The organism is Armatimonadia bacterium (assembly GCA_039679385.1).
Taxonomy (GTDB): domain Bacteria; phylum Armatimonadota; class Zipacnadia; order Zipacnadales; family JABUFB01; genus JAJFTQ01.
The window spans coordinates 22971-37321 of record JBDKVB010000178.1 but is presented as its reverse complement, the minus strand read 5'-3'; the positions used below and the strand labels follow the sequence as shown (position 1 = coordinate 37321).

The 14351-nt window shown below is 65.4% G+C and carries 11 protein-coding genes; 9 read left to right on the top strand and 2 right to left on the bottom strand.

The annotated features are described in order from the left end of the window. The first annotated feature begins 40 nt into the window (after positions 1-40). Positions 41-2029, top strand: coding sequence for an alpha-amylase family protein (locus tag ABFE16_20300; protein MEN6347643.1), 1989 nt, complete (start codon positions 41-43; stop codon positions 2027-2029). Between the two features lie 175 nt (positions 2030-2204). Here the strand turns inward: ABFE16_20300 and ABFE16_20295 are convergent, their stop codons facing one another. Continuing rightward, positions 2205-4619 (bottom strand): HlyD family efflux transporter periplasmic adaptor subunit, encoded by a 2415-nt coding sequence (locus ABFE16_20295; GenBank protein MEN6347642.1) that lies wholly within the window; start codon positions 4617-4619, stop codon positions 2205-2207. Between the two features lie 453 nt (positions 4620-5072). On the opposite strand from ABFE16_20295, the gene ABFE16_20290 reads away from it, so the two are divergent. Then, positions 5073-6014 (top strand): sugar kinase, encoded by a 942-nt coding sequence (locus ABFE16_20290; protein ID MEN6347641.1) that lies wholly within the window; start codon positions 5073-5075, stop codon positions 6012-6014. 297 nt (positions 6015-6311) lie between these two features. On the opposite strand, the gene ABFE16_20285 is transcribed toward ABFE16_20290, so the two are convergent. Then, entirely contained in the window at positions 6312-7409 is a 1098-nt protein-coding gene (locus ABFE16_20285) for a PQQ-binding-like beta-propeller repeat protein (protein ID MEN6347640.1), read from the bottom strand. Between the two features lie 197 nt (positions 7410-7606). Here ABFE16_20285 and dtd point away from each other — a divergent pair, with 197 nt between their 5' ends. The 7 genes from dtd (at position 7607) to ABFE16_20250 (ending at position 14327) form a co-directional block, all read left to right on the top strand. After that, positions 7607-8053 carry a D-aminoacyl-tRNA deacylase gene (dtd, locus tag ABFE16_20280; protein MEN6347639.1) on the top strand — a complete coding sequence of 149 codons (447 nt, stop codon included), beginning with the start codon at positions 7607-7609 and terminating at the stop codon, positions 8051-8053. 20 nt (positions 8054-8073) lie between these two features. Continuing rightward, the gene (locus ABFE16_20275) at positions 8074-8958 is read left to right on the top strand and encodes a tetratricopeptide repeat protein (GenBank protein ID MEN6347638.1); all 885 of its coding nucleotides are present in this window, start codon (positions 8074-8076) and stop codon (positions 8956-8958) included. 55 nt (positions 8959-9013) lie between these two features. Then, positions 9014-9628, top strand: coding sequence for an MBL fold metallo-hydrolase (locus ABFE16_20270; protein ID MEN6347637.1), 615 nt, complete (start codon positions 9014-9016; stop codon positions 9626-9628). 36 nt (positions 9629-9664) lie between these two features. Beyond that, the gene (locus ABFE16_20265) at positions 9665-10750 is read left to right on the top strand and encodes a uroporphyrinogen decarboxylase family protein (GenBank protein MEN6347636.1); all 1086 of its coding nucleotides are present in this window, start codon (positions 9665-9667) and stop codon (positions 10748-10750) included. Positions 10751-10900: 150 nt separating this feature from the next. After that, on the top strand, positions 10901-12334 hold the full coding sequence (locus ABFE16_20260) for a hypothetical protein (protein MEN6347635.1): 1434 nt from the start codon (positions 10901-10903) through the stop codon (positions 12332-12334). Then, positions 12331-13098, top strand: coding sequence for a CAAX prenyl protease-related protein (locus ABFE16_20255; protein MEN6347634.1), 768 nt, complete (start codon positions 12331-12333; stop codon positions 13096-13098). The genes ABFE16_20260 and ABFE16_20255 overlap by 4 nt, the downstream gene beginning before the upstream one ends. Positions 13099-13223: 125 nt before the next feature. Next, the gene (locus ABFE16_20250; GenBank protein ID MEN6347633.1) at positions 13224-14327 is read left to right on the top strand and encodes a Gfo/Idh/MocA family oxidoreductase; all 1104 of its coding nucleotides are present in this window, start codon (positions 13224-13226) and stop codon (positions 14325-14327) included. The last annotated feature ends 24 nt before the right edge of the window (positions 14328-14351 follow it).

Genomic DNA, 14351 nt, shown 5'->3' with positions numbered 1-14351 from the left:
CTGTCTGCGGCGCCAATACTTTACGCCTAGGAGTGAGGCCATGTTCGACCTCAGGTTCCGTCAGGTCCATCTCGACTTCCACACCAGTGAGCTGATCCCCGGCATCGGTAGCGCCTTCGATGCCGACGAGTTCGCCGACACCCTCAAGGCGGCTCATGTCGACTCCATCACCTGCTTCTCCCGCTGCCACCACGGGATGATCTACCACGACACGGCGAAGTTCCCCGAGCGGCGCCACCCGAACCTCACCTGCAACCTCCTCAAAGAGCAGATCGACGCCTGCCACGCTCGGGACATCCGCGTGCCCATCTACATCACCGTGCAGTGGGACATGTACACCTGCCGACGTCACCCCCAGTGGCTGGTCGTCGACGAAGAGGGCCGTATCCCCGGCACCAAGCCCTTCGAGGCCGGCTTCTACCGCCGCTTCTGTCTGAACACTCCCTACCTGGACTTCCTCGAGGCACAGACTCGCGAGGTGTGCGAGACGATGCCCGTCGACGGCATCTTCTTCGACATCGTCGCCGCCATGCCGTGCTGCTGCCCCTGGTGCCTGGAGGGGATGATTGAGGAGGGCCTCGACCCCTCCAAGCCTGAGAGCCGTCGTGACTACGCCGACAAGGTCCTCTTCGACTTCCAGGACCGCTTCTACCGGCTGGTCACGAGCTACCACCCGGAGGCCTCCGTCTTCTTCAACTCCGGCCACTGCGGCCCCAAGCACCGCAAGATGATCGGCGCCTTCTCCCACCTGGAGCTCGAGTCGCTACCCAGTGGCGGTTGGGGCTACATGCACTTCCCGCTGGCTCAGCGCTATGCGCGTGGCCTGGGGCTGGACTGCCTCGGCATGACCGGCAAGTTCCACACCAGTTGGGGCGACTTCTCCTCCTTCAAGAATCCGGCGGCGCTGGAGTTCGAGTGCCTCAACATGCTGGCCCTGGGCGCCAAGTGCTCCGTGGGCGATCAGCTCCACCCGACCGGCAAGATCGACGCCGACACCTATGCTCTGATCGGTCCGGTCTATGAGAAGGTCGAGGCGGCGGAGCCCTGGTGCAAGGGTGCTCAGCCGCTCGTCGACCTCGGGCTGCTGACTCCCGAGGAGTTCGCCGGAACGGGTGGCCATGGCGGCCTTCCGGCAGCGGCCATCGGTGCAACTCGAATGCTGCAGGAAGCCAAGCTCCAGTTCGACATCATCGACTCGCAGTCCGACTTCAGCAAATACCGCGTCCTGGTCCTGCCCGATGAGATCCAGGTAAGTGACGAGCTCTCCGCGAAGCTGAGCCGGTACGTTGCCGCCGGTGGTGCGATCCTGGCCTCCTACAAGTCCGGCCTGGCTCCACAGGGCGACCGCTTCAACGTGCCTGAGCTTGGCGTGACCTATCGCGGCGAAGCGGAGTTCTCACCGGACTTCCTCGTCCCCGGCAAGCTGCACGAGGGCCTGGCGGACACCGGCCATGTCATGTACATGAAGGGGATTGCGGTCGAGCCCGCTGCCGGCGCCGAGGTGCTCTCGCCGGTGATCCGACCCTACTTCAACCGCACCTGGGAGCACTTCTGCTCACACCGTCACACGCCCGCGCAGGGATCGGCCGACTACCCCGGCATCGTGCGCCAGGGAAGTTGCATCTACCTCATGCACCCGGTCTTCACACAGTACGACCGCAACGCGCCGCTGTGGTGCAAGAAGCTCGTCGTCAACGCTCTCAAGCTCCTGCTGCCGGAGCCCCTGGTGACCACCAACGCTCCGAGCACCGCGCTGATGACCCTCAACGCTCAGCCCGAGCAGAACCGGCTGGTCCTGCATGTGCTCCACTATGTCCCCGAGCGCCGTGGGCGCGACTTCGACGTGATCGAGGAGGTGCTCCCGATCTACAGCCTCAAGACTTCGGTACGCGTCGAGGGAAGGGTGCAGTCGGTGAAGCTGGTGCCGCAGGGAGTGCCGCTGGAGTTCGAAGAAGTGGGCGACCGCGTGGAGTTCGTAATCCCGCGAGTCGACGGCCACCAGATGGTGGAGATCGCGCTGGCCGAGTAGAGTCTGTCGATCTCCCAGCCTGAGGACAAGCGAAGGGCAGGACCCCGTGTGGTTCTGCCCTTCTTGCTGCCTGCCTGGGAGGGCCGCCACTGGCTCGCGAACTCACCTCTGCAAACGAAAGAGCCCTCCGACCAGGTAGTCGAAGGGCCCTGAGGGTCGACAGTAGATCGGCTTGCTACCGGCCGGAACCCGTCTGTCGCGGATCGTAGAAGGCGAGGTAGCCGCCCTCGATCGCGGAGGTTCCGAGACGCCCGTTCAGGTTCGACAGCAGCATCAGCCGCCCGTTCTGCTGAACTGCAACTCCAATGTGCTGACTGCCCCGCGGCGGGAAGGTGTAGGGCCACACCAGGATATCGCCGGGTCGCGCCAGGCCGTCACGTCGAGCGATGTACCCGCGAGAGGGTAGCAGTTCGGCCCACACGTGGGCGTCGCCGAGACCCCAGCCGAGTGCCTCGCGCATGGTTCGTGCGCAGAAGTTGGGGTCATGCGTGACCTGCGCCGTAGCCATCTTCTCAATCGCCCGACGGATCTCGCCCGACCTCGGATAGGTGAGCACCACGTTGTGGTCGAAGATCGTGCGCGTCATCCCCTCGACGAAACCCTCGCGCCACTTCCTGAGTGCTGCCAGGCGCCTGACGCTGGGCGAGTCGGCCGACGGACTGGTACCCTCGGGGCCGGACAGCTCCACGAGCTGCAACTGGCCCTGGTACTCTGTCTCCGAGCGCTTGAGCTGGTCGAGCCCAACACTCAGCGCGTAGATGTCGCGCGGCACGAGCGACAGCGGCCCATTGAGGTCACGGGTGTAGTGCGCCTCGGGCGTGTCCTCCACCACGGCCTCAACCGGGTCCACCTGGTCGCCGCTGTCCTGGAGCGGAGTCGCGAGCGCCAGCCATTGCAGTGTCGCGAAGGCGTCGGTCCCGAAGTAGCCCTCGCGGCAGAAGACCAGAATCTCCGCTCGGTAGCCGTCGGCTTCCGGCGCCCTGCCCAGCGAGTTGATCCAGCCCTCGAAGAGCACGTCGGGATAGTCATCAAAGGTGACCGTGACGACTGTGCCGGGGCGGAACTGCTCTACATCCTCCCGGGCGACCGTCAGGTAGGCCCGTGCCCACTGGGTATTGATCACCCGCAGGAGTTCCTGGCCGGGCTGGATGAGCGTGCCGTCTTTGACGAGGCGCTGCGCAACGAACCCGTCCGCCGGAGCATGGTACTCGGTCCATCTCTCCTGGGTAAGGCGGTTCAGCTCCTCGGGGGTCTTCCCGAAGGTCTGCGAGACCATCGTCGTGCCGGTGCCGCGGTACTGCAGCCCGCTCGAAGGCGGCGGACCGGGCAAAGACCTGTACACCGGCGAGGAAGTTGACCGCCGCGAGGCGGTCTGGGCTGTGCGCGTCGAGGCTCGGGGCGTCGCGGTCGGTCTCGCTGCAGCCAGCTGGGTGGGCCGGTTGCCGGACAGTCCGCGGATCACCTGCACCGCGTTCTCCGCACCCCGGTTCGAGCCTTGCCCTCCCTGGGCCCCGCGAATCACCTCAACGCCGGACGCTGTTGCCGCCACGCGGTCACTCTCGCGCTGTTCAGCGGCAACCCGGGTAGCCCGCTCCTTCTCCTGCGCCAGTCGGTCCCTGGCGGCGCCGAGACGGTCGCGTGCGTCCTGTTCACGGTTCTTGGCTACCTGCAGCCGACTGGCCGACTCATCGAGCGACCGCTGGGCCAGAGCACCCAGGTCGACGAGCCGCTTCTTGGCGTCGTAGTCCTGCTGCCTGGTTGCCGACGCGCTCTCGGCCTCCGCAAGGTCCGCCTGCGCCCCGTCTACAGCCGACTCGTAAGGTTTGAGGTCGACGCCGGCCGTCGCTCTTGACGCCGGTGCGATCCTCAGACGAGCAGGCCTCTTTGGCTGCGCCGCAGGTCTCGCCGGTTGAGGACTGGGAGCTGCACTGCTTGCACGGCGGCTGGACGTAGCCGCCGGCCTGCTGAGGGTCGGTGACGAAGCCCGCAGCGTTGGCGACGGGAAGTCTCCCGGAACGCCCACGACCTGAACTCGACCGATCCCCAGGGGCACCGCCGAGACCAGGCCTCGTCGCACCGGCGCTCCCGCAATCAAGAGCGGCGTGGTGCTGCCCTCCTGCATCGCCTGCTGAGCAGCCGTCAGGTCCGCCAGGATGGCCGGGTCGTAGAGCCGGAACAGAGGGTCGCCTCGGTGGAAAAGCCCTGCGCCGGGGAAGAGGAACTCGAACACGCCCGCAGCGATCGACCGCAGGCTGTAACTGCAGCCCATCCGGCCGGAGAGCTCCACGAGCTGGCTCGGATCGGAAAGCGACGGGTGGAGGGTAAGTCGTGCACGGGGAGTGGCCAGGAGCCTCTCAATCCGCGGTAGGTTGCTGGCCGGGATCGCAGGCAGCGACTTGATTGCGGGCGTCGCCACCTTCGGTGCGGCCGGCTTGGAGACACCATTACTCGCCGCAGCTACCTGAGCGGCAGGCTTCTGCGACGAGTTAGGTTTGTTGGCTGGTTTTGGCTGCGCGGCAAGGGCACTGACTGCGAGGGCAAAGGCGGTCACACTCGCGATCAGCGTCCAGGCGCGCCTGGGCTGGACCATCACTGTTCCTATCACCGCTTGATTAGACACGCGCTGCACTGAATCGGTTCAACAGCGTGGTCAGACCGGCGGTTCCCCTGTCAGTAGTATCGTGGAATTGTAAACCGGCCTGCGCTGAGAGCGCAAGAGTTCTCCACCTTGGGCGCTCACCCACTTCCTGGTGAGGAGCGGAACCAGAGCTTTCCACGAGTGGAGAGAGGGCCGGGGAGTGAGGGGCCGCTTCGGCTTCCAGCGGTGAAGGTCGGCAAGCGCCAGTTCTCCACAGCCCTGTGGACAGGCGAAGCAACCCTCCCAACGGCGCTGACAATCCCCCTGCCCCACGAGAGCCACGAAGCGGTATAATGCGACCGTTGACGTCTTGTCTGAAGGGCTTGGCCGTGCCGTTCCTGCCACCGGGCACACCATACAGGCAGCGACCGGCCGTGGACGATTTACCCATATCTGGAGGTAGCCATGCGAGCCAACGAAATCCTGTCGATTGGTGAGTTGATTGTCGAGATCATGCGCAAGGAGGTCGACGTACCTCTGGATCAGGCCGGGGACTTCGTCGGCCCCTTCCCCAGCGGCGCTCCTGCCATCTTCGCCGACCAGGCAGCCCGGCTCGGGCACACCGTAGGCTTCCTCGGCGCCTGCGGCAAGGACGGCTTCGGCGATTGCCTCGTCAACCGCTTTCAGGCCGACGGTGTCGACGCCTCTGCCGTCGTGCGTGTTGAGGGTCTGGCGACCGGCTGCGCCTTCGTCACCTACTTCGCCGACGGCGAGCGCATGTTCATCTTCCACATCGCCAACAGTGCCGCGGGCCAACTGCCCGACCCGACTGCCGACCAGTTCCAGGGCGTCAAGTGGCTGCATGTCTGCGGCTCCACCCTGTCGGCGGGCGAAGAGATGCGGCGGAAATGCTACCTGGCCTGCGAGCTGACCAAGGCCGCCGGCGGGAAGGTCTCCTTCGATCCGAACCTGCGTCCCGAGCTTCTGGGTGGCGAGGAAGCGCTGCGCAAGGTCTGCAAGCCCGTCATGGACTGCGCGAACCTCGTGCTGCCCAGTTCCAGCGAAGCCGAGATCCTCACCGGCGTCGACGGCGCCGACGCGGCCTGCAAGGCGCTCCTGGATCGAGGTGCCGAGGTGGTTGCACTCAAGCGGGGCTCAGCGGGCTGCACCCTCTATGCATCGGGCGAAATGGTCGAGGTAGCGGCCTTCAAGGTCGATGCAGTGGATCCCACCGGTGCCGGGGACTGCTTTGATGCCGGCTGCGTCGTGGGTCTTCTGGAGGGGCTCCCGCTCGAGAAGGTCGGCCGACTTGCCAATGCCTGCGGTGGTCTCGGCGCTACCCGCAAGGGGCCGATGGAAGGAGCCTCCTTCCGACAAGACGTCGACCGCTTCATGGCGCAGCAGTGACCTGAGGGCTCTCCTACAAAAGAACCTGCCTCAGGCAAAAAAACTGAACCTTCCTGGCGACAGTGCGTCAACCCTAAGCGACGGCTCGATCAAGGTGAACCTGCGCTTTCGCCAGGGGGGTTTATAGGCATCAACCCTGGGGGAGGCACCCGCCAGAACTCATTAGGTGGTCGGGAACAGCACCTCATGATTACGGCGGGTCTTTTTTTGCCTGCAGGTTTGGCTGCCGGGGAAGAAAGGAGTCGCCGCGGAGATAACCCGGCGACTTCTGGGGCGCTGAGAGGGCACGGCGTTTCTTTAGGGCAAAGTTCGGAAGGCGATCAGTTGGCCGTCGGCCGTAGAAGCAACGATCATCCCCTGCAGAGCCACCAGTGACCCTTCCACCCGGGCCGGGCAGTCCCATCGCTTGCGGATCCGCCCGGTCTTCTTGTCGATGGCCAGCACCTCCGCCTCGCCGGTCGCGCAGTACAGATACGTGTCGTCGATCGCCGGGCCGGCGGAGATCTCGCGTCCGAGCTTGCGCGACCACACTCTACCCAGGGCGGTCCGCTCCATCGCCATCAGCCAGCCATCCGTCGTCGCCACATACACCCGCGAAGCATCGACCACGGGCGCGGACCGAATCAGCCCCGACTCCGGCACGTCGGCCTTGGCGACACTCCGCCCCGTCATCGGGTCCAGTTGGTAGACTGTGCCATTGTCGGCTCCCACGATCACCTGGCCGCTGATCAGCGCCGGGGTCGCCATCACCGAAGCTCCCACCTGGAAGTCCCAGCGACGTGTCCCGGTTCCGGCGTCGATGCCCAGGATGCTGCCGTCCATGGCGCCGACGACCAGCACCCCGTTGCACAGGACCGCGCCGCAGTTCACCGGGGCACCCACTTCATAGCGCCACAGCTCGCGGCCACTCGCCAGTTCCAGGGCATGAACCTGGCCGCCGTCGGAGCCGAAGAACACCACGCCGTCGCTTATCAGGAGTGGCGACCGCACCGGTCCCTGTGCGCAGAACTGCCACACCGGAGTCGCAGACCCTGCGTCGTAGGCTGTGACTCGCCCGCCGTCATCGCCCAGAACCACCAGCGGCGCACTGACCGCCGGAGGAGCGCCGAAACTGTCGGGCTGAAGCAGGACCTTCTTCCAGGCCCGTCTCCCGTTGTCGAGGCGCAAGGCCACGGCCTCACCAGAGGGGAGCGCGCAGTACAACAGGTTACCGGAGGGCGTGAAGTAGATTGGGCAGGCCTGCTGAAACTGCGAGCACCACAGCGGCCGCCCGTCGCGGTGCATTCGCACCAACCCGATGACCGCCACAAGAACAGCCAGGATCGCAGCACCCGTCGTGTAGTTCCGGCGGGCCTCCTTGCGACGTCGCTGCTGCCATCGTTCACGGTAATCCATAGAGGAGATCTCAGGGGAAGTTGGGCGGATTATAGCATGACCGGCGAAGGAGCGAAACCCTCGCCCTCGGTACCGATGCGACGGACCCCACCTTCCAGCCTCGGTGACCAGGTCGTCACACTCCTGCGCCGACGCGGGTGGTTTGACTCAGGTCTGCCCGGCAGGTATCATCCTAATGTGCAAGGGAGGTCGTGCGATTGCGCGCTGTGGTACAACGGGTGAGTGAGGCTACGCTCACCATCGATGACAATCGGCATGCCTCGATCGGCCAGGGGCTCGTCCTCTTGGTCGGCTTCGGACCGACGGACACGCCCCAGGACCTGCGCTGGACTGCCGACAAGATCGCCGGGCTGCGCATCTTCCCCGATGAGGAGGGTAAGATGAACCTGTCAGTGCTCGACATCGGCGGAGAAGTGCTGGTGGTCCCGAACTTCACCCTCCACGGCGACTGTCGCAAAGGTCGCAGGCCTGGCTTCTCGAACGCTGCGCCGCCGGAGGTCGCCACCGGCCTCTTCGACGACTTCTGCGAGTTGCTTTCAGCCCAGGTGCCCTCGCAGTGCGGCGTCTTCGGCTCACATATGCACCTTGCTCTGACCAACGACGGACCAATCACGTTGTTACTGGATTCCACAGGAGCCTTCTAGGGCGCTGCCCTATCCGAGCCATGTCGTCCAACGAGCGAATCCAACGGCGCAAGAGCCTCGCCAAGAAGCGACAAGCGGAAATCCGTCGTCGCATCGGCGATCAACTGATTCAGGAAGGGCTGCTCGATCAGGCCATCGAGCAGTACGAGCGTGCCACTGAGCTCGATGGTCGCAACGTCGCAGCCCGGGTCGCCCTGGCGGATACCTACTTCGCCAACGAGATGCCGGCGAAGGCCTACCGCGCCTACCGCAAGGTACTCAAGACGGAGCCGCGTCACGCCGAGTGCCACTTCTCCCTGGGCGAGTTCTTCCTCTCCCTCGGACGGGCGAGGGCGGCCCTCAAGGCCATGTCGTCTGCTGTCTCCTGCGACCCCGAGCGCCCGTACTACGCCTACCGTCTCGGTGAGCTCTTCCTCCTCCTGGGGCAACACGAGGATGCCGAGGAGCAGTTCCTGCGTGCCGTCGACTTGTCTCCCGAGGACCCCTTCTACCACTTCAAGCTCGGAGAGGTCCGCTTGCGCCAGGGACGCAGGGCCGAGGCCGCACGAAGCTACGAACTCGCCTGCCGCCACGCACCGGCCGACGACTTCTATCACGTGCGACTGGCCGTTGTGTATGCCGTCCAGGGGCGCAATGACGAGGCCCTGCGAGCCTTCCGGCGCACCGTCCGCATCGAGCCGCGCAACGCCGCCTACAGGTTCCTGCTCGCCGAGCAGCTATCCATGATGGGCCTGGAGCAGGAAGCCCAGCGTCAGTACGACTACGCCGGACTGCTGGATGAGTACGACCTCGACTATGTGCGTCGCGTGCGCCTCCGCTGTGGCTGGAGCGCCGAGCAGGGGGCCCCGGTCGCCGACCTCGGCGATGAGGACCTTCGTGGGCCGTCAAACGGCGTCCTTGGCTAGGCTCGGGGCCGAGCACCTGTAGCCACTCACTCCCTCCGCGCAGGTCAATCCACCCATGAGCATCACGATTCAGTGCCTCGAAGTCGGCCAACTGATGGCCAACTGCTATATCGTCGGTTGTGACGCCACCAAGCACGGCTTCATCATCGATCCGGGCGGGGATGCCAAGAAGATCGCCGATGCCGTCACCGGCTACGACCTGCAGATCGACTGCATCCTCAACACCCACGGTCACCCCGACCACATCGAGGCCAACCGCGAGGTGCAGCAGCTGGTCGGCGGCCGTCTCCTGGTTCACGAGGCAGATCGCGACGCCGTCGAGAACCCGCCCATGCACTGGCTGCTCATCGGCATGCGCCCGAAGCCCTGCAAGGTCGACGGGACCTTCGCCGAAGGTGACGAACTGCAAGTCGGTAACCTGAGCGTCAAGGTCTGGCACACGCCGGGACACTCACCCGGTAGCTGCTCCTTCCTCCTCGACAAGGTGGTCTTCACCGGCGACACGCTCTTCGCCGGTGGCATGGGTCGCACCGACTTCCCCGGTGGAAGCGAGGCGCAGATCCGGGCCTCCCTGAAGCGCCTTGTGACCACCCTTCCCGGTGACACCGTGGTCTATCCCGGCCACGGCCCCAAAACGACTATCTCCCAGGAGTACTGCCTCTGGATATGAGGCGCCAAAGGCCCCCTCGGGGCGGAGGACGTACCGATGACAAGCAAAGAACGCGTGATGACGGCCCTGGACTTTGGCCAGCCCGACCGCGTGCCCCTATTCGACACCTACTGGCCGGAATGGGTCTCCCGCTGGCGTACAGACCTAAGCTTGAAGCCGACAACCGACCCCTCTGAGTACTACGCAGTCGATATCCGCATCGCCGCCGGTGACGAGACCCTCGCACCCTCACGAGCCGAGGTTCTTGCGCAGACCCCCGACACTACCCTCCGCCGCGACGGCTGGGGACGCGTGATCTCCGAGACGAAGGGCGCCTACTTCAGCCGACAGCTCGAAGACGACCTGCTCGATCCCTCTCGCTTCGCCGACCTGCCGATCGATCCCCCGGAGAGCGAGTCCCGCTACGCTCACCTCGACCCTGTCATGGAGCAGTGGAAGCAGCGCTACTGCGTCTTCGCCAAGGTCGGCGGGCCTTTCATACGCACCTGCTTCCTGCGCGGTGAAGCCAACTACCTGATGGACCTGGCGGCCGATCCGCACCTCGCTGCCGAGCTTGCGCTCTGGATGGCCCGGCATCTGACCTCCATCGGTCTTGAGGAGCTCCGCCGCTGGGACCTGTACGACACCGGGATCTGGGTCTACGACGACATGGCCTCCCTGCAGGGCCCCATGTTCTCTCCCCGGACCGCCGAGAAGGTGCTCGCCCCGGCCTGGGCCTACATGATCAAGGCCTTCCGCGCCGCCGGGGCCCGCAAGATCATCTTCCATAGCGACGGCAACCTTGGCCCCGTGCTGGACCTGCTCGTGGACCTTGGGTTCGACGGCATCAACCCGGTCGAACCCCGAGCGGGACTGCGGGCCAGTGAGCTGCGAGCCCGGTACGGCAATCGCCTTGCCCTCGTGGGCGGGATCTGCAACTCCGTCATCCTGCCTGCCGGTGACGAGTCGGCCCTGCACAGGCATGTCCTCGACGTGCTCTCGGCCGGCAAGGAGGGCGGTCTGGTGCTCGGCAGTCACAGCATCGGCCCCGACATCGCCCCGGCCGTCTACAACGAGTTCATCCGCTTCTTCTACAGGCACGCGGACTACCCGCTGCAGCTACCGGCAGAGGAAGCCGTCTGACCCACTCGCTCGTCTGTCCCTCCCAGACGACCCCTGCAGGGAGGCCCTCGTACCCTCAGAGCGGAACACTGCACCGCCCTAGGCTGGAGCTCCGGCGACCTGTGATGACCAGGCCGGTGCCCTTAGCACTTCTGACAGGAGGCAGCTGCCATGCTCGTAGGCTTTGCTGTCGCGGACATCACCCCGCCACTCGGCAAGGAGGTCCCCGGCAGCCTCGGCAAGCGCTACGGCACCAGCGTCCATGATCCGCTGCTGGCGAGCGCAGTAGTGATCGGCGACGGCGACACGCGAGTTGCCCTCGTCGGCGTCGATGCTCTCTCCATCCGCCACTCTACCGTCCAGGCCGCCCGCGAGATGATCGAGGAGCGCAGCGGCATCCCGGCGACCAACGTCCTGGTCGGGTGCTCGCATAGCCACAACGCCGGTCCCTCGGTGGGTGCGGTCCCAGGTGAGTTCTCCCAGGCCTTCGACCCGGAACTGTGCGAGAAGCTGGCCCAGGACCACGCGATGGCGGCCGACCCTGAGTACCTGCGCGACCTCAGCGCCCAGATCGCCACAGCCGTCCTCCTCGCCGATCAGCGCAAGCAACGGGCCCTGCTGGCCTTCGGTCGCGGCGAGGAGAAGACGGTGGCCTTCAACCGCCGCTTCAGGATGAAAGACGGAACTCAGACGACGCACCCGGGCAAGGGCAACCCTGACATCCTCGAGCCTGCCGGTCCCGTGGATCCGGAGGTCGGCGTCCTCAGCGCCTGGACACCCGAGGGCCGGTTCCTCGGCGCCGTCGTCAACTTCACCTGCCACGGTACCGTCTTCAGTGGCGGCCTGTCCGCCGACTGGCCCTACTGGATGCGGACGCTGATCACCGACTCCCTGAATCCGAAGGCCACCGTGGTCTTCCTCAACGGCGCCTGCGGCGACATCACCCAGGTCGACAACCTCTCGATGCAGGAGCGCGAGTTCGGCGAGAAGTGGGCCCGTCGCGTCGGCCACAAGGTTGGTGCGGAGGCCCTCAAGGTCCTTGCCGACGCAGAGCCCGGTGAGGTCACTCCCCTTGCGGCCGTCACTCGCCGGATCAAGCTCAGGCCCCGTGAGGTCTCCGAGGAGCGCTTCGAGGCCGCCTTGAAGATGGTCCGCACCGAGCCTGACAAGGGCGGAGACTGGGTCTTCGCCCGCGATGAGGTCCTGCTCCACGAGGCCAACAAGTGGGAGCCTGAAGTCCCGGCCGAGATCCAGGCGATCCAGATCGGCCCGGCCGTCTATGCCGCCAATCCCGCCGAGTACTTCTGCCGGTTCGGCCTCAACATCAAGGCCCGGTCGAGCTTCCCCTACACCTGGGTGGTCGAGCTGGCGAACGGCTGCGTGGGCTATGTCCCGACCGCCGAAGCACTCAGCTCGCGAGGCGGTGGCTACGAGACTCGCCTCGCCATGAGCAGCAAGCTCGTGCCAGAGGCCGGCGGGCAGATCGAGGACGCCTCCGTAGACCTGCTCAGCACCCTCACTCCCGGACAGGAGCCACCGCGGCCGACCCTCAGTCAACCTCAGACTGCCTGGGGTTGGGGCTCCTCAAAGGCGGACAAATCGTGAGCGGGCTTCAGGACCCCTCCGGGGCCCCGCAGACCAGCGCGAAGCCCGGACAGGACCGCGATGTTCTGGCCGAGGCGCTGCCTTACGTGGTCCCCTACGCCGCCTTTGGGGTCCTGACGATGGCGGCCGACTACCTTCCCGAGACCTACCGCTCGGCGGTCTACCTCGTGAAGGTGCTCGTGGTCGGCTACCTGCTGTGGCACTACCGCCGCAGCTACACCGAGGTGTCTGTGCGCTGGTCGTCGGCACTGGTCGTCGCTGCCCTGGTGGGTGTGCTGGTCATCGTGGCCTGGCTCGGCCTCGACCCCTTCTACCCGCAATCAAGCGACGAGTGGAGGGCTCTCCAGCAGACAGGCCTGCAGCACTTCGAACATGCCGACAAGCTCACGGGTGCCTTCGATCCCTTTGCGGAGGGCTCCCTTGTGCCGCCGCCTGTGGCCCTGCTGTTCCGCCTCATCGGAGCTGTGCTGTTGGTGCCGGTCTTCGAGGAGCTGTTCTGGCGCAGTTGGCTGATTCGCTTCCTGGTGAAGGACAACTTCGCCGCGGTCCCGATTGGCCGATTCACCTGGCTGTCCTTTCTGGCCACCGTCGCCTTCTTCGGGCTGACCCATCATGAGTGGCTGGCCGCACTTTTCTGTGGCGCCGCCTTCAACCTGCTCTTGTACTGGCGGCGCGACCTGTTCACCTGCATCGTGGCCCATGCCGCTGCAAATGCCGCGCTCGCCGCCTGGGTGCTCTTGCAGGGAGCCTGGCAATTCTGGTAGCCTGTGCCGAGTCCTGCTGTGAGGCGGAAGGTCGGTGGCCCTGCAGTGGGGAAGAAGAGATTTTCGTCATCTGATTTCCCGGACCGCCTTTCGGTCGGCCCTAAGTCTGTTGGGAGGCACATGTCATGGCAATTCCACGCATCGGCGTTGTTGGCATCGGAACCTTCGGCATCAATCACCTGCGCTGCTTCCGGCAGCTCGGCTACATCGGTGCCGCTGAACTCGTCGCCGCCGCCGATCTGAACGAGAAGCTGCTTGACGAACGCTCCAAGGAGTTCAACTTCACTCCGTACGCCGACTACCATGAGATGCTGGCCAAGGAGAAGCTGGACGGCATCACCGTCGTCACGCCCGACCCCTTCCACAAGGACGTCGTCCTGGCCGCCGCTGAGGCTGGCGTGAACGTGCTCTGCGAGAAGCCCCTGGACGTCACCGTCGATGGCTGCCAGCAGATGATCGATGCCTGCGAGAAGGCCGGGATCCTGCTCATGGTCGACTTCCACAAGCGCTATGACGAGTACCACATCGCCATGAAGCAGAAGATCGACGCCGGCGACTTCGGCGCGATCCAGTACGGCTATGCGCACATGGAGGACCGCATCGAGGTGCCGAAAGACTGGTTCCCCGGCTGGGCGGTCAAGTCGTCCCCGGCCTGGTTCCTGGGCATCCACTTCTACGACCTGGCCCGCTACCTCATCGGCTCCGACGGCGCCGAAGTCTGGGCCACCGGCTGCAAGGCCCGGCTCCAGAGCCTCGGCGTAGACACCTGGGACAGCGTCAGCGCCAAGGTCACCTTCAAGAACGGCGCGACCGTCTCCTTCGACACCTCCTGGATCCTGCCCTACGAGTTCGAGGCCGTTGTGAACCAGGGCATCCGGCTGGTCGGCACTCACGGCATGCTCGAGTGCGACTCCCAGGATCGCGGCACGATCACCTGCATCTCCAAGGATGCTCCCGGCATCCTCTCCGGCAAGACGGCACAGGCCGGAATGGAGACCCACAACAAGAGCTTCCTGCGACAGAAGTTCGACAAACAGGGACGCGAAATCTGGGAAGGCTATGGTATGGACTCCATCGCCGACTTCGCATACAATCTTGGTGTCCTGCTGGACGGCGCCAAGATCGCCGATCTGAGCGGCTATCCGACCGGTCAGGACGGCCTCGAGGCCACCAAGATCGCTGCCGGTGTGCACAAGAGCCTGGAGACCGGCGGCATCGTCAAGCTCTAGAAACCCTTGCGGGGAGGGCCCCTG